This window comes from Flagellimonas alvinocaridis, from assembly GCF_004916895.1.
In the GTDB taxonomy this organism is placed as follows: domain Bacteria; phylum Bacteroidota; class Bacteroidia; order Flavobacteriales; family Flavobacteriaceae; genus Flagellimonas; species Flagellimonas alvinocaridis.
Genome location: NZ_SNTZ01000003.1, coordinates 269,972 through 290,984 on the forward strand (window position 1 = coordinate 269,972; position 21,013 = coordinate 290,984).

Genomic DNA, 21,013 nt, shown 5'->3' on the forward strand with positions numbered 1-21,013 from the left:
TAGTATCTTTACTGTAAAATTATAGCATCTTGGTATGAAACAGATAAAAAATATATTGGCGATTATTGGTTTGGTGGCAGTGGTGAGCACGCTCATATTTGCGGTTCAGACCGATTCAGTGGACACGATTGAAAAGAAGGAAACACCTTCAAATGAGGCTAAGGATTTGGACAAGAATGTGGCCGACACCTATCAGATCAGCGCCATAGAGATTCCAAAGGATTTAAATTTCGCAGGCGAAGCCGTTCCGCAGGAAGATCCAGAGATCATGGAGCGTGTGGACCGTGAGTTTTTGGTGAATACCTACTGGCAGTCCAATGCCCTTTTGCTCATGAAACGGGCCAATAAATACTTCCCGATCATTGAGCCCATTCTTAAAAAAAATGGCATCCCAGACGATTTTAAATACTTGGCCGTGGCCGAAAGTGGTCTGGAAAATGTGGTTTCCCCAGCTGGGGCCACTGGTTTTTGGCAGATTATGAAGGCTACCGGTAGGGAATATGGTTTGGAGGTGAACGATAATGTGGATGAGCGGTACCATGTGCAAAAAGCTACGCAAGTTGCTTGTGATTACCTTAAAAAATGGAAGGAACGCTTCGGAACATGGACATTGACTGCAGCAGCGTATAATGCCGGACCGGGGGGCATCCAAAAATATATGGGCATCCAACAGGTAGATGATTACTACGACCTGCTTTTGGGACAGGAGACAGGTCGATACGTGTTCCGTATTTTGGCGATCAAGGAGATTATCTCCAACCGCGATAAGTATGGTTTCCAATTGGATGAGGAGGACATGTACGAAAAAGTGCCCACCTTTACCGTTGAGGTAGATACCGCCGTGGCCAGCTGGGCTGATTTTGCCGAACTTTACGAAATTAATTATAAGATATTAAAAAGACATAACCCTTGGTTGCGCGAACCCCATTTGAACAACGCTTCACGTAAAAAATATACCATTGAAATCCCCAATAAGGGCTATTACCGCGTGGGGAGTGTGGGGAGGTAAATAGAAATACTTGATTTTCTGGGGATTGCTTATCAGTCTCGGCTATGGTTTTGTTGCGTTATAAACAGTTAGATTTCCAGTGGTGGTGAATCAAACCGTTGATGGCTTCTGAATTTCAAGTTAGCGAAATGCACCTACCAAACAAGAAACATTGTTGGTAAATTTTTTTATCAGAAATAGTTGAAGAACAGCTCGATAAAAATACCAAAGGCAAGACTTAATACGGCTACCAAACGAGATAAACGTTTTAATTCAAATGGGTTGGCAAATGCTATCCATAGGCATGACAGCCCGCAAATCGATAAAGTTACTGTTCCATATAAAGGTACGATGCTGTCGAAAAGACCTATTTGATTAAAGAAAGGATCTAGCAAAGCAGTAAATCCAAAAATAGCTAAAGCGAAATTCGTTTTTTTATGCTCTATAAAAAAGTAGTAACCCGCTATTAAAAGTTCAACACTTATAGCCAAGGGACCAAATTGGTTATAATATTCCCTTTTAAAGTAGGCCTCAAATCCTTGAGGAAATTCAATCCTTAAAATAAAGGCAACACTTAAAACAACACCAACCAGTAAAAGTAATAATGAAATAATTTTTCTTTTTTTCATAAGGTCTTTCCAAATGTTTGCCAACGCTATTGATATGATTCGTTTTAATGAATTATAACGACTGGTAGTGAAGTTAGTATTTTTCCGATTAAAATTCCAGTCGAAATATACCAGTTCACCTTATAGATTGACGTATTGCTTTAAAAAATGAAAAATGGGTGGGAGGTTAAATAAAGAGTTTACTGGGCTGGTATTGTATTGCATTGGAATAATTGGAAAATCAATTAGGCTTTAGAATTTTTCAAGGTTTCATAGTCATTTTCAAACATGCTTAGAATTTCGGTTGAAGGAGTTTTTGGTTCATGTTCAGGATCACTCTGGCGTAATATGTCCTCCATATCCTGAACGTTTTTATTTTTCCAAAATCCCGCTTTTGTAAACCCTACTGCACAGATTTGGCCATTTTGGGTGAATATTTGTCGATGATAGACCCATTTGTCGTCCGAACCTTCCAATTTTAATGTAATGTCAAATGTTTTTAACATTTTAAGCGGTTTTTTATAAATGATCTTTTGGGAAGCCAAAACGCCAAACATTCCTTTCCTCACTGTGTTGTCATACAAGTCCGAACGAAAAACCACTTCGTACCTTATAAGGGCCATGTAATAAAAATACTTAGAATTGGCCATGTATTTTAAAGATTCACAATCTAGGATATTCACTCTTCGGGTTTTTGTTAAATCTGCAGAGGGTTTGATTTTCTTCCAAAACATTCTTGATCCAATGTAGATGTATAACATGTGTAACCAATAATAAATCATTTTGTTGGATTTAGTTCGCAGGTTACTTGGAAATTTGGGTAGTAAAAGACCTCGCAGCTATAATGCAAAACAGCTTTTTTGATGGTTCTTTGGCACAAGGTAGGTGAAGGTAGCTTTTTTTGGCAAAACTTCGGCCAAAAAACAGCTGCAATTATTCTAAAATAACGTTGATAATCAACCCAATAGAATAATGGAACACGATGAATAAGCTGAAGTGAAGGGAACTTTTAAATCTTCTTCATCTGCTGTTGCATCATCTTGATCTGCTCGGTGAGCATATTGTTCTTGTCCAATTTCTTGGCTTCCTGCAACAATTGGGTGGCCTCACGCTTTCTGCGCTTTTGCATGGCAATGCCCGCCAGGCTCAATTTGGCCATGGCCACATCATAATCCATGGTCAACCCCAATTTTAGGGCCTTTTTAAAGTATTTTTCGGCCTGGGTAAGGTTCTTTTGCGAAAAGATGATGCCGTGTAGGTAATTAAAGTATCCCTGCTGCTTTTTGATTAAGGCCGCTTCGGGGTTCTTGATCTTGTCCAACCACTTTTGGGTGCCTTCCAAATCCTGTTTGCGCATACGCAAGAAGGCCAAAAGGATAAACTCGTTCCTAAAGTACAGAAAGATGAATACCGAGGAGAGCAGGACCAATGAAATGCCATTGCCAATGTTTCCTTCCACAAATTGGTATACGGCATAGGCTATAATGAGACCGGCTATAACGAGCTTAAGATTTTTGTTGAACATATTCCAGTTGATTTTCTTTGGATTAAAAGAGGTGGCAAAAGTAGTAAAAACTAAATTAAATATTTTTGTTCAGGACTTGTCAAAGTAAAAAGTCTTCGTATATTTGCGCCCAGAATTTTTCGGGAAGACAATCTTTCCACAACACAATCCATTAAAAGAGTTCCGAAATGAAAAGAACGTATCAGCCGTCAAAAAGGAAGAGAAGAAACAAGCATGGTTTTAGGGAGCGCATGGCGACTGCCAATGGTAGAAAAGTTCTTGCGAGAAGAAGAGCCAAGGGAAGAAAGAAGTTAACTGTTTCCTCTGAGCCAAGACATAAAAAATAATGATAGTATTTTAGATTTAAATTAAAGGTGTTACTTTTCTAGGTAACACCTTTTTTTTGACTTGAAACCAAAAACGAGTAACACTTTTTAGAATGCCAAAGAGAAAAGATTTAAAATCCATTTTGATTATCGGTTCTGGCCCCATCATCATTGGCCAGGCATGTGAGTTTGATTATTCTGGTTCCCAAGCCCTTAGGTCGCTTCGCGAAGATGGGATAGAAACTATTTTGATCAATAGTAATCCAGCTACGATCATGACAGATCCATCCATGGCGGACCATGTATACCTGAAACCCCTTACCACAAAATCAATTGTCGAGATTTTAAAGAACCACCCCAATATAGATGCTGTTTTGCCTACCATGGGAGGGCAAACGGCCTTGAACCTTTGTATTGAGGCCGATGAAAAAGGCATTTGGGAAGACTTTGGTGTGGAGATCATAGGTGTGGACATCGACGCCATCAACATTACCGAAGACCGTGAGAAGTTTAGGGAGTTGATGTTGAAAATAGGGATAGGCATGCCCCCGCAGGCATCTGCCACCTCTTTCCTAAAAGGAAAGGAAATTGCACAGGAGTTTGGCTTTCCTTTGGTAATACGGGCCTCCTTTACCCTCGGCGGGGCAGGGGCAGGTATCGTATATGACCCAGAAGATTTTGACGATATGTTGAGCCACGGTCTGGAAGTATCGCCCATCCATGAGGTGATGATAGACAAAGCTTTGATGGGTTGGAAAGAATATGAATTGGAGCTGCTTCGCGACAAGAACGACAACGTGGTAATCATCTGTACCATTGAAAATATGGACCCCATGGGTATTCATACAGGGGATTCCATTACCGTTGCTCCAGCCATGACTTTATCTGACAGGACGTTCCAACGTATGCGGGATATGGCCATCCACATGATGCGCAGTATTGGGGATTTTGCTGGGGGATGTAACGTGCAGTTTGCCGTAAGCCCAGATGAAAAGGAAGATATCATTGCGATAGAGATCAATCCAAGGGTTTCGCGATCATCAGCATTGGCTTCAAAGGCCACAGGATATCCTATTGCGAAAATTGCCGCTAAATTGGCCATTGGGTATACTTTGGACGAGCTGGACAACCAGATTACCAAGTCCACATCGGCCTTGTTTGAGCCAACCTTGGATTATGTGATCGTAAAAATCCCAAGATGGAACTTTGATAAGTTCGAAGGTTCCGACAGAACCCTGGGGCTTCAGATGAAATCCGTGGGAGAGGTCATGGGTATTGGACGTTCCTTTCAGGAAGCCTTGCACAAGGCTACGCAATCTTTGGAGATCAAAAGAAACGGATTGGGTGCCGATGGCAAGGGATACAAGGATTACGAGACCATCATGGAAAAATTGAGGGTACCCAGTTGGGACAGGGTTTTCGTGATTTACGATGCCATCCAGCTTGGGATTCCGCTGAAACGTATCCATGATATCACCAAAATAGATATGTGGTTCTTGAAACAATATGAAGAGCTACATTATCTGGAAATGGAGATATCAAAATATACCATTGAAAGCTTACCAAAAGCATTGTTGTTGGAAGCGAAACAGAAAGGTTTTGCCGACAGACAGATTGCCCACATGTTGGATTGTTGGGAGAGCGAGGTACACAGCAAGCGTATGGATATGAGCATAAACCGGGTGTACAAATTGGTGGATACCTGTGCCGCTGAGTTCAAGGCCGTTACGCCATATTATTACTCCACTTTTGAAGAAGAGATCGAAACTGCGGATGGCGTACGATATGTTGCCAACGACAGTGAGGTGACCGATAAAAAGAAAATCGTGGTACTGGGTTCCGGCCCCAACAGGATTGGACAGGGAATAGAGTTTGATTACTGTTGTGTACATGGCGTTCTGGCCGCGGCCGAATGCGGTTATGAGACCATCATGATCAACTGTAACCCTGAAACGGTTTCCACGGATTTTGATACGGCGGACAAGCTGTATTTTGAACCTGTTTTTTGGGAACATATCTACGACATCATCCTACATGAAAAACCCGAAGGGGTCATTGTACAGTTGGGAGGCCAGACCGCCTTGAAGTTGGCCGAGAAACTGGATAAATACGGAATCAACATTATAGGAACAAGCTTTGAATCCTTGGATTTGGCAGAGGACAGGGGAAGTTTCTCCACTTTGTTGAAGGACAACGGTATTCCTTACCCAAGATTTGGAGTGGCTGAAACAGCGGATGAGGCCTTGGCCCTTGCCGACGAGCTGAATTTTCCATTGTTGGTGAGACCATCCTATGTTTTGGGTGGACAAGGGATGAAGATTGTGATCAATAAAGAAGAACTGGAGGCCCATGTGGTGGATTTGCTGCGAAGCATACCCAACAATAAGCTGCTCTTAGACCATTATTTGGATGGGGCCATAGAAGCAGAGGCAGATGCCATTTGCGATGGGGAAGATGTGTATATCATCGGTATCATGGAGCATATAGAGCCTTGTGGTATACACTCTGGTGATTCCAACGCTACCTTACCACCGTTTAACTTAGGCGAGTTTGTGATGCAACAGATCAAGGACCACACCAAGAAGATTGCTCTGGCACTGAACACTGTAGGGTTGATCAATATCCAGTTTGCGATTAAAGATGACATTGTGTACATCATTGAGGCAAACCCAAGAGCATCCAGAACTGTTCCTTTCATAGCAAAAGCGTATGGGGAACCTTATGTGAATTACGCTACCAAGGTGATGCTAAGGGAAAAGAAGGTCAAAGACTTTACGTTTGATCCAAAATTGGAAGGATACGCGATAAAACAACCGGTTTTCTCTTTTAACAAGTTTCCTAATGTGAACAAAAATTTGGGGCCGGAAATGAAGAGTACAGGGGAGAGTATTTTGTTTATAGACAGTCTAAAAGATGATGAGTTCTATAATCTATACTCACGCAGGAAAATGTATTTGAGCAAATAATTTGGATATTTTCTTAAGTTTTGACGAGAATTCTATAGGTTTAATGGGATTCAATACCTTATTGTGCAATTTATTTGGTAAATAGCGTTATTAAATGGAGTTCAAGGGTGGTCAATGGAGTTTTGCGAGTGGCAATTTATCACCTTGATCTATTTTATCTATAGTACAATTATATGCATTTACTAGACAGAGTTGGTCATCGGCTAAACAACCTGGCCCTTACATCGTATATTAATACTTTAAAATTCTTTGATAGGTCAAAAGAGAAGAAAATCCTTTTTTCAGAAGTATGTGATTGGAAGGAAGAGATCATCAAGGGATTGAAGGGCACCAAAATCCAAGCTTTTTTTAAGGATTTGGAAACCGAAGACTTTAGTGGTTATGATTTGGTAGTTCCCTTGACCATTGCTGATTTGACAAGCGAGACCATCACCGAAAAGATGCGTGCCACGCCATCAATACTGCCATCTCCAAGTATTGAAGCTGTAAAGTTGTTTGATAATAAACATCTGTTCAATGAGAAATTGATAGGCACTGGTTTTGGAAAATATATCCCCGATGTTGGTGAGATAGAAGGTTATCCATATATCCTAAAAAAGAAAAAGGATAAATGGGGTGCCAATACCTTTCTAATCACTGATGAAACATTGGAAAAGAAACATTTGGATAAAATAAACTCCAATGAGTTCTTTGTTCAGGAGATTATCACGGGAAGATATGAGCATGCCGCGCACATTGTAATAAAAAATGGAAAGATTGAGAAGGCCTTGACCTTTAAATACATTTTTGATGACCGAACCGGGATCAAGGGAAAAGACCCACATATTAGAAATGTAGACAGAAACCACTATTTGAAGATTTTTGAGGAAATTCTTAATGCTACTGGGTTTGAAGGTCTGTGCTGTGTCAATTACAAGGTTAAAAATGGCATCCCCTATATCATAGAAATCAACCCAAGGTTTGGGGGTAGCTTGGCGCCCCATTTTTATTTGTTCATCAGAGGAAAGATTTGATATCCATGTCACTCCAATAGTTTAAAAGAATTGGAGATTGTTTCAAAAGTGGCTCTGTGTTCTTCTTTCTTGGAGGATGTGGTCCAACACATGACCAGGTACACTTTCTGTTTTCCCTCCACAAAGGTTAAAAAGTAAGAAAGAGTCTCCTCAATACCGTCCACTTTGGCATCGATTGACAGCTGTGAGGCTTCAAGGTTGTTGATTGTTGTAAATGTGGCTTCGGTTTGCTTCAGGATACGAATTCTTTCCGCTAAAAGCTGTAATTGGGTCTCCCTATAGTTTTCAATAAAAGATTTATCGCTATTGTACAGGTCAAGCTCCTTGAAAGTGTCAATGTATGCCCCTATTTGCTCATCAATAACAATGATATAGGCTTCTTGATAGATATTCTGGTACTGTAGTGAAGCATCGGCGTTGAGTCCAGTAGTTTTACCCAAATCCTTGGGGATTAAAATCTGGAACTCATTTTTAACATTGACCATATTGAAATCCTCAACCTTTGGGATTGTGCCGGCTTTCTTGGTCTTGGAATCGATACAAGAATTAAGTGTGGCATTGGTCGATACAAGGAATAAAAGTAACAGAAAGTTTTTCATGCAGTGGAAAATGGAATGAACATGACGAATATAAGCTTTAACCCTAGGAATTTATAACATAAAAGGCTCCTATAGGAGCCTTTTCAAAAATTTGAACCTAGGTTAATTCCCCAAAGGCTTGTGTGTACTTATTGCAATGCGGTTCCAAGCATTGATTGTTACAACGGCCATGATAATTTGGGAAAGGTATTTCCCATCAAAGCATTCAGTGGCTTTTTCATAGGTTTCTTGGGTAAGTCCATCTTTATGGATCATGGTGACTTCTTCGGTGATTTTAATGACGATTTTTTCCTCCTCGGTGAATAAGTCCGTATCCCACCAGGCATCCAAAAGAAACAATCTTTTGGGGTCTTCCCCCATTTTTAAGGCCTCTTGGGTATGCATATTGATGCAAAAAGCACAGCCGTTCACTTGTGAAGCCCTTATTTTGATAAGTTCATAGTGGGTCTTGCTCAATTCTCCTTGTTTCATATACATTTCAAGACCAAACATTGCCTCGAACGCCAAAGGTTGCACTTCGTCAATTTGAATTCTTTGCTGCATTTGTACCATTTTTTAAATTTTATGCTAAGGTATCCAGCTCCATTCCCAAAAAACTTAAACGGGTTTAAGAACGATTTTTGGCAGGCTATAAATGCAGAAATATTTAGATGAGGTTTTATGAAAAATTGAATTTCATGGGATTCTTACAAAATTTTTGACAAAGAAAGTAAACGGTTTATCGATTTTAACCAATATTAACAATGACTATTTGTACGTGTTGTTTGTGTGACATAGTTTTGTTCCCCAAATGAAAAAGGCACTAGCGCAATTTTGGCTTCCCTTATGTATCCTTTTCTTGGGAGGATTCATGAACCATGTCTATGCAGATGCGCAAGACACTTCGGAAAGTGCCTGTATCATTGACTATCAACACATCGATAATTCTACTGTTGCCATCCCTCTAAATGGGGTGGAGAAAAATCTTTTCGTGGAGATTACGGATGTGGAGGAACAGGAAGAACGTGACGAAAATGGGGCTTCCTATAACATTGATATTCGGTTGGGCAGTTATTTGACTGCCTTTTTTAATGGCTCGCTCTCTGAGCAGACCTTTGGTCAACTTGAGACCAATCCAAGACATTTGGAACCTAATTTCAGTACCGCAACCCAAAAGCGGCATATAAGGTTTCAAGTATTCCGAATCTAGAATTTTTAGCTTTTAGCAGGTCTTGTGGAATATGAGACCGCTTTCCATCCTTTGAAATAATTTCAACACAATGGGGTAGGTCCATGGTAAACTGGATTTGGACTTCCCTACAATCAATTAAACCAATTTTTTAAACCTGTAAACATTATGAGGAGAATTTCCATCTTCATTGGCATGTTTGTATTGCTGTTCCATGCAAGCTGCGAGTCCAAAAAACATGAAAAAAAGGACGAAACCAAGTATCTGGTCAGCAGTCCCATTCGTATGGACACATCCATCACCAAAGACTACGTTTGTCAAATTCATTCCATTCGCCATATTGAATTGAGGGCACTTGAAAAAGGGTACCTCCAACATATCTATGTGGATGAAGGGCAGCACGTAAAGAAAGGACAGCAGATGTTCCACATCATGCCCAACGTTTATCAAGCAGACCTTCAAAAGGCCAAGGCGGAAGCAGAAGTGGCCAAAATAGAATATCAGAACACCAAATTGTTGTCGGATAGTAATGTAGTGTCCGAAAATGAATTGGCCATGGCCAAAGCGGAATACGATAAAGCCAAAGCAGAGGTGACCTTGGCGGAAACCCATTTGGGCTTTACCAATGTGCGCGCCCCTTTTGATGGGATCATGGACCATCTTGAAGCAAGGGAGGGTAGCCTTCTGGACGAAGGTGAACTCTTGACCACTCTATCAGACAACAGTAAAATGTGGGTCTATTTCAATGTTCCTGAGGCGGAGTATTTGGATTATATCACCAGCGCCAACAAGGATAACAAACAAGCGGTGGACCTTTTGATGGCCAACAACAAGAAATTTAATCAATCCGGTATCGTGGAAACCATAGAAGGGGAATTTAACCACGAAACGGGAAACATAGCCTTTAGGGCCACTTTTCCCAATCCAGATGGGATACTTCGTCACGGGGAAACCGGTAGCATCTTAATGAAAGTCCCCTTGCAGAATGCCATCCTCATTCCCCAAAAGGCCACTTTTGAGGTGCTTGACAAAAAGTATGTTTTCGTTTTAGACAAAGAAGATAAGGTGCAGCAACGTGAGATTACGGTAGGTGCCGAGTTGCCCCACCTTTTTGTGGTGGAAAGCGGAATTTCGGAAAATGACAAAGTCTTGTTGGAAGGCATACGAATGGTTCGGAGCGGAGAGAAAATCCATTACGATTTTGAAAAGCCGGAGGAAGTCCTTTCCAAGCTAGACCTGTACACTGAGTAGTAGAACCCAAAATCTTTCAATAAGATGTTCAAAAAATTTATTCATAGGCCCGTTTTGGCCATAGTGATCTCCGTGATCATTGTGTTTACGGGGCTACTAGCCATAAAACAACTGCCCATATCGCAGTTTCCCCAAATTGCACCGACCACGGTCAATATCTTTATCGCTTATCCGGGGTCAAGTGCCGATGTGTTGGTAAAATCGACCTTGATTCCTTTGGAAACCTCCATCAACGGGGTACAGGGAATGCGGTACATTGCTTCCGATGCCACCAGTGCGGGCGAAGGTACCTTGCGTGTGATCTTTGAACCGGGCACCGACCCCAACCAAGCTGTGGTACGGGTAAAGACCCGGGTAGACCAAGTAATGCCCCTCTTACCCGAGTTGGTGCAGCGTGAAGGGGTCATCATCACCCCGGTACAGCCCAGTATGCTGATGTACGTGAACCTGTACAGTGATTCCAAGAACAACGATGAGAAGTTCCTCTATAACTATGCCTACACCAAGATGATTCCAGAGATCCAGCGGATCAACGGGATTGCCAGTGCGCAGATTTTGGGTAGCCGTAAATATGCCATGCGGGTTTGGTTGAAGCCAGATCGTATGAGGGCGTACAACATTTCAGCAGAGGAAGTTCTCGAAGCCATGGAAGACCAAAGTATTTTGGCCCGTCCAGGACGTTTGGGAAGAAGTTCCGGAAAAAAGGCGCAGTCCTTGGAGTATGTTTTGGTGTACCAAGACCGTTACAGCGAGCCTGAGCAGTACGAGGACATCATCATCAAGGCCAATGAAGAAGGAGAGTTGCTCAAGTTGGGCGATGTAGCCAGTGTGGAACTCGGAAGTGAGTTCTTCGATATCTATTCCAACCTGGATGGAAAGCCTTCAGCGTCCATTGTATTGAAACAAACGTTTGGAAGTAACGGTAGCGATGTGATCAAGTCCGTTAAGGAAAAACTGGATGAACTCGAAGCTGAAATGCCTCCGGGTATTGATTACAAGATCAGCTATGACGTATCCAACTTCTTGGATGCATCCATTGATCAGGTACTTCACACACTTCGGGATGCCTTCATCCTGGTGGCCATTGTGGTGTTCCTCTTCTTGGGGGATTGGCGATCTACCTTGATACCGATCATTGCGGTACCTGTTTCCCTTATCGGTGCCTTCTTTGTGATGCAGCTTTTTGGGCTGTCCATTAATCTGATCACCCTGTTTGCATTGGTATTGGCCATTGGTATTGTGGTGGACAATGCTATTGTTGTGGTGGAGGCGGTGCACGTGAAAATGCACGAGGAGAACCTTACTCCCTACAAAGCCTCCTATGAAGTGTTGGGTGAAATTGGAGGGGCCATTATCGCCATTACCTTGGTAATGACCTCGGTGTTTATCCCAATTTCTTTCATGACCGGACCGGTAGGGGTATTCTATCGGCAGTTTTCCATTACCATGGCAGGTTCCATTGTCATTTCAGCCATTGTGGCCTTGACACTGACTCCGGTACTCTGTGCCATGATGTTGAAAAACACCCATGGTCAACCTAGAAGAAAATCACCCGTAAACCGATTCATCGATTGGTTCAATGGCAAGTTTGAAAAACTTACCGGAAAATATGTAGGCTTCTTGACCAAGATCGTAAACCGAAGAGTGGTCACTTTTGGGGCCTTATTGGCGTTCTGTGCAGGTATTTTCCTTACCAATCAGGTATTGCCTGCAGGGTTTATTCCCAATGAGGACCAAGGGATGATATACGCCATTATCCAAACCCCTCCTGGGGCAACTTTGGAGCGTACCAATGAGGTGGCGCGGAAGCTTATGAAAATTTGTGAAGAGACCGAAGGAGTGGAATCCGTATCCTCTTTGGCCGGATATGAGATCATGACCGAAGGTCGGGGATCCAATGCCGGTACCTGTCTCATCAACCTTAAACCATGGTCGCAACGAGAACATTCCGTACACGAGATCATGGAAGAGCTGGAAGAAGAAACCAAAGACCTAGGGGCGGTCATTGAATACTTTGAGCCCCCCGCCGTCCCAGGCTTTGGTTCCTCCGGCGGATTCTCCATGCGATTGTTGGACAAGACCAATGGTACGGATTACCATGAGTTTGAGCGTATCAACAACGAGTTTATGGAATCCCTTCGGGAGCGCAAGGAGTTGACCGGTTTGTTCACCTTCTTTGCGGCCAACTATCCCCAGTACGAGTTAAAGATCAATAACAAAGTGGCCATGCAAAAGGGTGTTTCCATTGGAAAAGCGATGGAAAATCTCAATATTCTGATCGGGAGTACCTATGAGCAAGGCTTTATCCGCTTTGGACGTTTCTTCAAGGTATATACCCAAGCGGCACCGGAGTATCGAGGCATGCCTTCGGATTTGGAGAAATTCTATGTCAAGAATGAAGAAGGGGAGATGGTTCCTTATTCCGCATTCATGACCATGGAGAAAAAGCTGGGTCCCAACGAGATTACCCGATACAACCTGTACAATTCTGCGGCCATTCGCGGATTACCGGCAGCGGGGTATACCAGTGGGGATGCCATCAAGGCCATCCAGGAAGTGGCGGAGCAGACCCTTCCCCGAGGGTACGATATTGCTTGGGAAGGTCTCTCCTATGATGAGGCACAGCGTGGTAATGAATCCATCTACATTTTTATTGTGGTATTGATATTCGTGTATTTGGTTTTGGCTGCACAGTATGAAAGTTTCCTATTGCCACTGGCAGTAATTCTATCGCTGCCTGTTGGGGTGTTTGGTTCATTCTTCTTGCTCAAGGTCATGGGGCTGTCCAATGACGTGTATGCCCAGATCGGGATGATTATGCTGGTGGGACTGTTGGGTAAAAATGCGGTATTGATTGTGGAATTTGCCGTGCAGAAGCACCGTCAGGGAGCTACCATCCTTGCTGCGGCGATTGAAGGTTCCAAACAGCGGTTCCGACCCATTTTGATGACCTCTTTTGCCTTTATCGCAGGTTTGATTCCGTTGGTGGTGGCCACTGGGGCAGGAGCCATCGGAAACCGGACCATTGGTGGTTCTGCCTTGGGTGGAATGCTCATTGGAACCTTGTTCGGCGTATTGTTGATTCCAGGACTGTACTACCTTTTTGCCAAAATGGCCGAAGGCAAGAGTCTTATCAAGGACGAACACCATGAGCCTATTTCTGAAGAGTTGTTCAGGACCAGTGAGGGAGAGAGCAAGGTTAGGGCCAGACTCCGTGAAATCAACAAGCTGTTGAAAAAAATGGCCACAAGAAATGGTAACAACAAGAAAAAAGGAGACAATGATACGGAATAGGAAATTATACGGGGTCGCTGTGTTGGCAGCAGCGGCCTTTTACGCCTGTGTGCCCACTCGTGAGATTCGGGATGAAAACAGAACAGTGCCCGAGCAATATCAAAACCAATCCATAGATACCGTGAATACAGGAGTGGTACAATGGAAGGAGTTTTTTAAGGACCCCAACCTTGTGGCCTTGATCGATACGGCCTTGGTGAACAACCAAGAGTTGAATATCATTTTTCAACAAGTGGATATGGCCAAGAACGGGATTCAGGCTAAAAAAGGTGAGTATTTGCCCTTTGTGAACCTTTTGGCGGGAGCCGAAGTGGAAAAAGTGGGAGAGTATACCCGAAATGGCGCCGTGGAGAAGAACCTAGAAATCAAGGAAGGAGAGGAGTTTCCTGAACCCTTGACGGATTATAAGGTCGGGGCCTTTGCCACATGGGAACTGGATGTGTGGAAGAAGCTGCGCAATGAGAAAAAGGCAGCCGTGTTTGAATACCTGTCCAGTGTGGAGGGCAAGAATTTTATGGTAACCCAATTGGTTTCGGAAATTGCAGATTCGTATTATGAGTTGATGGCATTGGACAATGCATTGGCCATTATTCAGCAGAATCTGGAGATTCAGCAGAATGCCCTAAAAATGGTTAAGCTCCAAAAGCAGGCGGCAAGGGCCACGGAGTTGGGAGTTCGTCGTTTTCAGGCAGAGGTGTTGAAAAACCAAAGCCATAAATACGAAATTCAGCAAGAGATCGTGGAAACGGAGAACAAGCTCAATTTCTTGTTGGGACGTACCCCGCAACACATTCAAAGGGAGTCCGACAACTTTATTGACACCTCCATCGATAGCATTTATGCCGGGATTCCATCACAATTGTTGCAGAATAGACCTGATGTACGTCGGGCGGAGTTTGAGTTGGCAGCTGCCAAGTTGGACACCAAAGCGGCCAAGGCCAATTTCTATCCCCAGTTTACCATCAAGGCAGGCTTGGGATTGCAGGCATTCAACACCAAATACCTTACCACCACCCCAGAATCCGTGTTGTATTCGGTCATGGGCGATATGGTAGCTCCCTTGATCAACCGAAATGCCATCAAAGCGGAGTACAAGAATGCCACGGACCGACAGTTGCAAGCGGTTTTTGAATACGAAAAGGCCATTTTGAATGCCTATATCGAAGTGGCCAATCAGTTGTCCAACATCGACAACCTGAAAAACAGCTACGAATTAAAAGAAGGTCAAGTGCAGGCCCTCACGGAATCCATTGAGTTGTCCACACGCCTTTTCCAATCCGCACGGGTGGAATATATAGAGGTATTGTTGGCGCAGCGCGAAGCTTTGGAGTCCAAGATGGAGCTGGTGGAGACCAAAAAGGACCAGATGCTGGCCCAGGTACATATGTATCGTGCCTTGGGGGGTGGCTGGAATTAAAAACCCCAAATCAATAGTTGTTGTGCCTACGTAATGCGCTATTGGTTTCTCAAAAGTGAAAGCCCATGTTACATTTGCATGGGCTTTCTAAATTTTGGAAAAGACAGTGAGACCAATTTTACTCAACAATGGCAGAAGCTACCTCTCTGTGTATTTTCCATCGATTATCTTCCTTGTCCTTTTTAAGAATCACAATAAAAGTGTCCTGTAATTCAACAGACTCGCCTTTGTCATTTGTGTAATACACTTTACTGGTGCCATAATCATAGGCAATGGAATCGCTTGCAATCACAGTTTCTTGGGGGGTCATGATGATACTATCATAGCTGAATTTCCCCAAACGTTCTTCACGCTGCTTCCTATATTCAAGCCAGTCTTCACTGCCTGGCGAAACACCTTTCATGTCTGCTGTGGCATACTGACCCAAATCATCATACCGCTTTTCTTTGATGGTTTGTTGAAACGATGCACGAAGTTGATTGATGGCCTCCACTTCGGCAGCAACATCAATGGCCTGGGCAACAACGGGTTCTTCCGCCATGACCTCTGTATTCTTTGGAATTTGATTACAGGCTAAAACAAGAAATGGCAATAGAAAAACGAGTTTTTTCATAATACTAATTTTAAGGTTGGTGTTTAATTAAGTAGTAATATACTGATTCTTAGTATTCTGAAAAAAAGCTTCCCCTTAAATTTTAATCCTTGTCTTTATATTTTTCAAACCAAGCCAACACACTGGCTATTTTGGCGATTAAGTTGCTCGGCTTATTGGCGATGCCGTGTGAAGCCCCAGGAATTCGCACCATGGCAGTTTCCACATTCTGTAATTTCAAAGCGGCATAAAACTGCTCGGATTCCGCTATCGGGGTTCGGTAATCCTCTTCCCCGGTCATCAACATGGTTGGGGTGGTAACATTGCCCACATAGGTGAGGGGAGAACGTCTCATATAGTTTTCGGGGTCCTCCCACGGTTTTTTTCCGAACCAATATTTGGAGAAGAACTGTACGCCATCGGCATAAAGGACAAAACTATACCAATTGATAACCGGTTTGGCCACTACGGCCGCCTTAAAACGGTCTGTTTTACCCACGATCCAAGCTGTGAGTACCCCGCCGCCACTTCCGCCGGTGACAAAAAGGTTGTCTTGATCCACAAAACCTTTGGTCAACAAGGCATCCACGCCAGACATGAGGTCGTCATAATCATGGTTGGGATAGTCATGATGGATCAGGTTGCCAAATTCCTCCCCGTAGCTGGTACTACCCCTAGGGTTGGTATAGAGCACCACATAACCAGCCGCCGCATAGGCTTGGATTTCCGCAGAATACACAAAACCGTAGCTAGTAAAAGGTCCTCCATGGATTTCCAAGATCATGGGGTATTTTTTGGACGGGTCAAAATTGGGAGGGGTAACCACCCAGCCCTGTATTTTGCGTTGGTCATAGGAAGACTCCCACCATAATTCTTCCACCTTGCCCAAATTTTTGAACGAAAAGAGGTCGTCATTGAGGGCGGTCAAACGTTTGCTGTTCCCTTTGGCATCCACAACCGCCAAATCAGAAGGATGGTCTGTTTTACCTAGGGTATAGGCGAATTTGTTGTTGGAAGAGCCGGAAAAGCTGGCTGCATTGTAAGGTCTGCCCAGAGACAATCCGCCCAAGCCTTCTGCGATATCGGTCACCTTTCCGGATAGGGTAATGGAGGCCAGTTTCCCCAATCCCTTATCGGTGTAGGCGACATAGAGCCCATCCCCTTTGCTGTTCCAGGCCATATCTTCCACATCCCTGTCAAAGTCCCCGGAAATCAATTGGGCATTGCTTCCATCGGCATTCATTACATACAGCTGGGTCAGTTGATACCCTTGAAGGCGATCATCAAAGCCCAAATAGGCAATTTTGGAACCGTCAGGGGAAAGCACGGGGTTTCCATCAGGGCCATTACGGTCGGTGAGGGCTTTGGTTTCACCGGTACCTACACCGATCTGGTAAATTTCGCTGTCTAGGGCCTCAAATTCCTCATCCTTGTGAAAATTGGCGCTAAAATAAAGGTGGCTGTCATTTTTGGACCAAATAGGACCTCCGTGGTCAAAATCGCTAAAGGTGAGTTGTTTGGGTGTTCCCCCGGAAATGGGAAGGGTGAACAATTGCATGTTTCCTCCTTTTATATATCCTTGGCCATCCCCACGATAATTCATTTGGTCTATGTATTTGGGTGGGTCGTTCCATTTGGCGCCTTCCGGTTTGGCCGGCATCTTGATGATGGATTTATTTTCCTTGGGCACAAACATATTGAAGGCCACATACCGGCCGTTGTGCGACCAAGAAACCTGCCCCGGAGCTTGTGGCGTATTGGTCAAGGCCATGGTTTCCTTGGTGTCCAACCACATGAGGTAGAGCTTCATCTTTTCATCGGCCATATTGGATTTGAAGACAATTTTTGTGCCGTCATGGGACCATTTGGGTGCAAAATCATTATGGTTTCCTGTGGTCAAGGGGCGATTGTTGGAACCGTCAAAATTCACAATCCAGAGATTGGATAGATTTCTATCAGTCATGACGTCCTTAAAATTCCGTACATAGATGACTTTGGAACCATCAGGGGAAATCTGAGGGTCCGAAATGTACTCCATGTTGAAGATGTCCAAGAGTTCCAAGTTGGACTGTACTTGCGTCATCCCTAAGGAAATGGACAAGACAGTAAAAAATGTGGTAGTGAGTAATTTTTTCATAGGATTGTGAGTTAATTGCTGATGGTTAGTCTTATTCCTCCCACTCGGTATGGAAAATCCCATCGCGGTCTACCCGCTCATAGGTGTGGGAGCCAAAATAATCGCGCTGCGCCTGAATAAGGTTCAGTGGTAAACGGCTACTGGTATAGGCATCAAAGTAGGTAAGGGCATTGGACAATCCGGGTAAGGGAATGCCGTTAGCGGCCCCGTAGGCCACCAATTCACGGGCTGCATCAACCGTTTCCTTCACTTTTTCCACAAAGGAAGGAGAGAGCAATAGGTTTTGCAAGTCGTTATCTGCGCGATAGGCGTCGGTAATATCTGCCAAAAGGGCCGCTCTGATAATGCATCCAGCACGCCATATTTTGGCAATTTCACCCAGTTCCAGTTCGTAACCATATTCTTTGGAGGCATCAGCCAACTGGTGCATGCCTTGGGCATAGGTTATGATAAAGGCAAAATACAACGCTTGTTCAGCTTTGTAGATAAAGTCATTTTTGTCAACACCTTTAGGTGTTGGACGGTTGTACAACGCATCCGCTTTGATCCGTTCGTCTTTGAGAGCCGAGATTTCCCGCATACTCACCGCCACATCGATAGTGGGGACGGGAATACCCAAGTCCATGGCATTTTGGGAAGTCCATTTTCCGGTTCCCTTTTGCTTGGCCTTGTCCAAGATCATATCCACGAGGTCAGCACTGGTCAACTCGTCTTTTTGTGTAAATATTTCAGAAGTGATTTCCACCAAAAACGATTGTAATCGCCCTTGGTTCCATTCCGAATAGGTTTTGTGAAGTTCTTCATTGGAAAGTCCACCCGCTTTTTTGAGCAAGTCGTACATTTCCGAAGTAAGCTGCATCAATCCATATTCAATGCCATTGTGCACCATTTTTACATAGTTTCCAGCCGACTTAGGGCCTAAATACGCCACACAGGGCTCACCTTTATACTTGGCGGAAACCGCTTCAAAAATGGGTTTTACATGCTGATAGGCCTCACGCGACCCTCCGGGCATGATGCTGGGACCTTTTCTGGCCCCCTTGGCACCACCGGAAACCCCGGCCCCAAAAAAGTTGATGCCTTTTTCCTTCAAATAGGCCTCGCGTCGGTCTGTATCCGTGAAAAAAGAATTTCCACCATCAATGATGATATCGCCTTGGTCCAAATGGGGCAATAAGCTCTCAATAACTATGTCCACCACTTTTCCCGCAGGGACCAACAGCATGATTTTTCTAGGGATGGTAAGGGCTTGTACAAAGGTTTTTACATCGGAACTGGCGTTTACTTTTGAGGTATCGTCACCTTCTTGGATCAGTGCATTTACTTTTTCGGTATCCAAATCGTTTCCGAAGGCGGTAAAGCCATTATCGGCCACATTCAAGATAAAATTGCGTCCCATTACTCCCAGACCTACTAGGCCAAAATCATACGTATCTGTCATTGTGCTTCGTTTTCAGCTTCTTATGTTAAGACAATTTAAAGTAAGCTATTTGTTGAAATCAGAACCTAAAATAAACCTTATATTCGTTATGCTCAAATATAAAAGGACTTCATTGGATGGTGTGTGCGATCATCCGAAGGAATTACTCAGCCAATATCAACTATCGTATGAAAAAGACCGAAAACCAAATGCTCGTAATTTTTGGGGCATCTGGCGATTTGACCGCAAGAAAATTGATTCCAGGCCTCTTCAATCTCTATTTGGCCAAGCAACTACCGCCCAATTTTGTGGTATTGGGGGCGAGCAGAAGTGACCTTACGGATGAAGCATTTCGGGATAGGGTGGTGTATAAAAGCCCCTATTTGAAAGAGAAAATCAAAAAACTGGATGAAAGTGAGGTGAAAGGCTTCGCCGATAAGCTTTTTTACATGGATTTAGGGAAGGATTACGATACAGATTATGCGCCGCTTCGTAAACGTGTTGAAAGCCTGAAGGCCGATCATGGCACCTCTGGGAATATCATGTATTACCTTTCAACCCCACCTACATTGTATGAGACTATTGCCCAAAATTTGTCCGAAGCGGGCATGAATACCCAAAACAACGGTTGGAAGCGTTTGATCGTGGAAAAGCCTTTTGGATATAGTCTGGAAACGGCAAGACAGCTCAACAAAGGACTCCACAAATATTTTACGGAACCCCAGATATACCGGATAGACCATTATCTGGGAAAGGAAACGGTGCAGAACCTATTGGTGACCCGTTTTTCCAATAGCATTTTTGAGCCATTGTGGAACCGAAACTATATCGACCATGTGGAGATCACCAATGCCGAGAGTGTCGGAGTAGAGAAAAGAGGGGGGTACTATGATAAATCCGGGGCGCTACGCGATATGTTCCAGAACCATTTGTTGCAGATTGTATCCTTGGTGGTGATGGAGCCACCCATTGGGGATCAACCCGAGGAAATCCGTAACGAGAAAGTGAAAGCGCTGAAATCGCTCCGTATCATGAAGGATGAGCAAACCTTGTTCGACAATACGATCCGTGCCCAGTATGTAGCTTCGGAAATCAATGGGGAAAAGGTGAAGGGATATCGGGAAGAGGAGGGGGTAGACCCCAATTCCACCACGGAAACCTATGCGGCCATTAAGTTTTTTGCGGACAATTGGCGCTGGCATGGCGTACCGTTTTATGTGCGTACCGCAAAGCGGATGCCTACCAAGGTCACCGAGGTAGTGATCCATTTTAAGGCACCGCACCACCAGATTTTCAAGGATTCGGGTATGCAAAGCAAGGACAATAAACTGATTATACGGATACAACCGGATGAAGGTATTTTGATCAAATTTGGGGTTAAGGTCCCGGGACAGGGTTTCAAGGTGGAGCGTGCCAATTTGGATTTTTATTACTCCAGTTTAGCTGAAACCTATGTCATGGAAGCTTATGAACGACTTTTATTGGATGCCATGCAGGGAGATGCCACACTTTATGCCCGTGCCGATGAGGTGGAAGCCGCTTGGGAATTTGTGGACCCAATTCTGGATTATTGGAAGAATGGCAAGGATGTTCGTATGTACGGATATGCTGCGGGGGTATGGGGTCCTGAAAATGCCGATAACCTTATGAATGGTTTTGGTTTTTGGCGGAACCCAGGGGAGAATCTCGCCGATGACCCTGGATATTGTGTGATTTGCTAATAACAATGA

General features: G+C 43.9%; 17 protein-coding genes. 9 read left to right on the forward strand and 8 right to left on the reverse strand.

What is annotated here, in order from left to right:
• The first annotated feature begins 34 nt into the window (after positions 1–34).
• On the forward strand, positions 35–1,009 hold the full coding sequence (locus EZV76_RS08720; RefSeq protein ID WP_136566160.1) for a lytic transglycosylase domain-containing protein: 975 nt from the start codon (positions 35–37) through the stop codon (positions 1,007–1,009).
• Between the two features lie 170 nt (positions 1,010–1,179).
• Here the strand turns inward: EZV76_RS08720 and EZV76_RS08725 are convergent, their stop codons facing one another.
• The 3 genes from EZV76_RS08725 to EZV76_RS08735 all read right to left on the reverse strand — a co-directional run bounded on the left by EZV76_RS08725 (position 1,180) and on the right by EZV76_RS08735 (position 3,121).
• Positions 1,180–1,617 carry a hypothetical protein gene (locus tag EZV76_RS08725; RefSeq protein ID WP_136566161.1) on the reverse strand — a complete coding sequence of 146 codons (438 nt, stop codon included), beginning with the start codon at positions 1,615–1,617 and terminating at the stop codon, positions 1,180–1,182.
• A gap of 224 nt (positions 1,618–1,841) precedes the next feature.
• Positions 1,842–2,378, reverse strand: a complete 537-nt coding sequence (locus tag EZV76_RS08730) for a thioesterase family protein (protein WP_136566162.1) — start codon at positions 2,376–2,378, stop codon at positions 1,842–1,844.
• A 227-nt stretch (positions 2,379–2,605) separates the two neighbouring features.
• A complete protein-coding gene (locus EZV76_RS08735) occupies positions 2,606–3,121 on the reverse strand; it encodes a DUF2892 domain-containing protein (RefSeq protein WP_136566163.1) in 516 nt (171 codons plus the stop codon).
• Between the two features lie 167 nt (positions 3,122–3,288).
• Between EZV76_RS08735 and rpmH the strand changes: the two genes are divergently transcribed.
• The 3 genes from rpmH (at position 3,289) to EZV76_RS08750 (ending at position 7,405) form a co-directional block, all read left to right on the forward strand.
• The gene (gene rpmH, locus EZV76_RS08740; RefSeq protein ID WP_082433296.1) at positions 3,289–3,447 is read left to right on the forward strand and encodes a 50S ribosomal protein L34; all 159 of its coding nucleotides are present in this window, start codon (positions 3,289–3,291) and stop codon (positions 3,445–3,447) included.
• Positions 3,448–3,539: 92 nt separating this feature from the next.
• Positions 3,540–6,392, forward strand: coding sequence for a carbamoyl-phosphate synthase large subunit (carB, locus tag EZV76_RS08745; RefSeq protein WP_136566164.1), 2,853 nt, complete (start codon positions 3,540–3,542; stop codon positions 6,390–6,392).
• A gap of 173 nt (positions 6,393–6,565) precedes the next feature.
• Positions 6,566–7,405, forward strand: coding sequence for an ATP-grasp domain-containing protein (locus EZV76_RS08750; protein ID WP_136566165.1), 840 nt, complete (start codon positions 6,566–6,568; stop codon positions 7,403–7,405).
• 8 nt (positions 7,406–7,413) lie between these two features.
• On the opposite strand, the gene EZV76_RS08755 is transcribed toward EZV76_RS08750, so the two are convergent.
• Together EZV76_RS08755 and EZV76_RS08760 are read right to left on the reverse strand one after the other, a co-directional pair.
• Positions 7,414–8,004 carry a hypothetical protein gene (locus EZV76_RS08755; protein WP_136566166.1) on the reverse strand — a complete coding sequence of 197 codons (591 nt, stop codon included), beginning with the start codon at positions 8,002–8,004 and terminating at the stop codon, positions 7,414–7,416.
• A gap of 102 nt (positions 8,005–8,106) precedes the next feature.
• On the reverse strand, positions 8,107–8,547 hold the full coding sequence (locus EZV76_RS08760) for a carboxymuconolactone decarboxylase family protein (protein WP_136566167.1): 441 nt from the start codon (positions 8,545–8,547) through the stop codon (positions 8,107–8,109).
• A 247-nt stretch (positions 8,548–8,794) separates the two neighbouring features.
• On the opposite strand from EZV76_RS08760, the gene EZV76_RS08765 reads away from it, so the two are divergent.
• The 4 genes from EZV76_RS08765 (at position 8,795) to EZV76_RS08780 (ending at position 15,134) form a co-directional block, all read left to right on the forward strand.
• Positions 8,795–9,193 (forward strand): hypothetical protein, encoded by a 399-nt coding sequence (locus EZV76_RS08765; protein WP_136566168.1) that lies wholly within the window; start codon positions 8,795–8,797, stop codon positions 9,191–9,193.
• A gap of 147 nt (positions 9,194–9,340) precedes the next feature.
• On the forward strand, positions 9,341–10,423 hold the full coding sequence (locus tag EZV76_RS08770; protein ID WP_136566169.1) for an efflux RND transporter periplasmic adaptor subunit: 1,083 nt from the start codon (positions 9,341–9,343) through the stop codon (positions 10,421–10,423).
• 24 nt (positions 10,424–10,447) lie between these two features.
• The gene (locus EZV76_RS08775; RefSeq protein ID WP_136566170.1) at positions 10,448–13,717 is read left to right on the forward strand and encodes an efflux RND transporter permease subunit; all 3,270 of its coding nucleotides are present in this window, start codon (positions 10,448–10,450) and stop codon (positions 13,715–13,717) included.
• On the forward strand, positions 13,704–15,134 hold the full coding sequence (locus EZV76_RS08780; RefSeq protein WP_236640895.1) for a TolC family protein: 1,431 nt from the start codon (positions 13,704–13,706) through the stop codon (positions 15,132–15,134). Before EZV76_RS08775 ends, EZV76_RS08780 begins: the two co-directional genes overlap by 14 nt.
• A 118-nt stretch (positions 15,135–15,252) precedes the next feature.
• Here the strand turns inward: EZV76_RS08780 and EZV76_RS08785 are convergent, their stop codons facing one another.
• The 3 genes from EZV76_RS08785 to gnd all read right to left on the reverse strand — a co-directional run bounded on the left by EZV76_RS08785 (position 15,253) and on the right by gnd (position 19,304).
• On the reverse strand, positions 15,253–15,747 hold the full coding sequence (locus EZV76_RS08785; RefSeq protein WP_136566172.1) for a Cif family virulence factor: 495 nt from the start codon (positions 15,745–15,747) through the stop codon (positions 15,253–15,255).
• Positions 15,748–15,829: 82 nt separating this feature from the next.
• Positions 15,830–17,863: a S9 family peptidase gene (locus EZV76_RS08790; protein ID WP_136566173.1), complete on the reverse strand. Its 2,034-nt coding sequence runs from the start codon at positions 17,861–17,863 to the stop codon at positions 15,830–15,832.
• 31 nt (positions 17,864–17,894) lie between these two features.
• Positions 17,895–19,304, reverse strand: a complete 1,410-nt coding sequence (gene gnd / locus EZV76_RS08795) for an NADP-dependent phosphogluconate dehydrogenase (protein WP_136566174.1) — start codon at positions 19,302–19,304, stop codon at positions 17,895–17,897.
• 167 nt (positions 19,305–19,471) lie between these two features.
• Between gnd and zwf the strand changes: the two genes are divergently transcribed.
• On the forward strand, positions 19,472–21,004 hold the full coding sequence (gene zwf, locus EZV76_RS08800; RefSeq protein WP_136566175.1) for a glucose-6-phosphate dehydrogenase: 1,533 nt from the start codon (positions 19,472–19,474) through the stop codon (positions 21,002–21,004).
• Positions 21,005–21,013 lie beyond the last annotated feature (9 nt).

Excerpts from the sequence above, each read along its gene's own strand:
- EZV76_RS08720 (WP_136566160.1), top strand. The coding sequence starts at position 35 with ATGAAACAGATAAAAAATATATTGGCGATTATTGGTTTGGTGGCAGTG.
- EZV76_RS08725 (WP_136566161.1), bottom strand. The coding sequence starts at position 1,617 with ATGAAAAAAAGAAAAATTATTTCATTATTACTTTTACTGGTTGGTGTT.
- EZV76_RS08730 (WP_136566162.1), bottom strand. The coding sequence starts at position 2,378 with ATGATTTATTATTGGTTACACATGTTATACATCTACATTGGATCAAGA.
- EZV76_RS08735 (WP_136566163.1), bottom strand. The coding sequence starts at position 3,121 with ATGTTCAACAAAAATCTTAAGCTCGTTATAGCCGGTCTCATTATAGCC.
- rpmH (WP_082433296.1), top strand. The coding sequence starts at position 3,289 with ATGAAAAGAACGTATCAGCCGTCAAAAAGGAAGAGAAGAAACAAGCAT.
- carB (WP_136566164.1), top strand. The coding sequence starts at position 3,540 with ATGCCAAAGAGAAAAGATTTAAAATCCATTTTGATTATCGGTTCTGGC.
- EZV76_RS08750 (WP_136566165.1), top strand. The coding sequence starts at position 6,566 with ATGCATTTACTAGACAGAGTTGGTCATCGGCTAAACAACCTGGCCCTT.
- EZV76_RS08755 (WP_136566166.1), bottom strand. The coding sequence starts at position 8,004 with ATGAAAAACTTTCTGTTACTTTTATTCCTTGTATCGACCAATGCCACA.
- EZV76_RS08760 (WP_136566167.1), bottom strand. The coding sequence starts at position 8,547 with ATGCAGCAAAGAATTCAAATTGACGAAGTGCAACCTTTGGCGTTCGAG.
- EZV76_RS08765 (WP_136566168.1), top strand. The coding sequence starts at position 8,795 with ATGAAAAAGGCACTAGCGCAATTTTGGCTTCCCTTATGTATCCTTTTC.
- EZV76_RS08770 (WP_136566169.1), top strand. The coding sequence starts at position 9,341 with ATGAGGAGAATTTCCATCTTCATTGGCATGTTTGTATTGCTGTTCCAT.
- EZV76_RS08775 (WP_136566170.1), top strand. The coding sequence starts at position 10,448 with ATGTTCAAAAAATTTATTCATAGGCCCGTTTTGGCCATAGTGATCTCC.
- EZV76_RS08780 (WP_236640895.1), top strand. The coding sequence starts at position 13,704 with ATGATACGGAATAGGAAATTATACGGGGTCGCTGTGTTGGCAGCAGCG.
- EZV76_RS08785 (WP_136566172.1), bottom strand. The coding sequence starts at position 15,747 with ATGAAAAAACTCGTTTTTCTATTGCCATTTCTTGTTTTAGCCTGTAAT.
- EZV76_RS08790 (WP_136566173.1), bottom strand. The coding sequence starts at position 17,863 with ATGAAAAAATTACTCACTACCACATTTTTTACTGTCTTGTCCATTTCC.
- gnd (WP_136566174.1), bottom strand. The coding sequence starts at position 19,304 with ATGACAGATACGTATGATTTTGGCCTAGTAGGTCTGGGAGTAATGGGA.
- zwf (WP_136566175.1), top strand. The coding sequence starts at position 19,472 with ATGAAAAAGACCGAAAACCAAATGCTCGTAATTTTTGGGGCATCTGGC.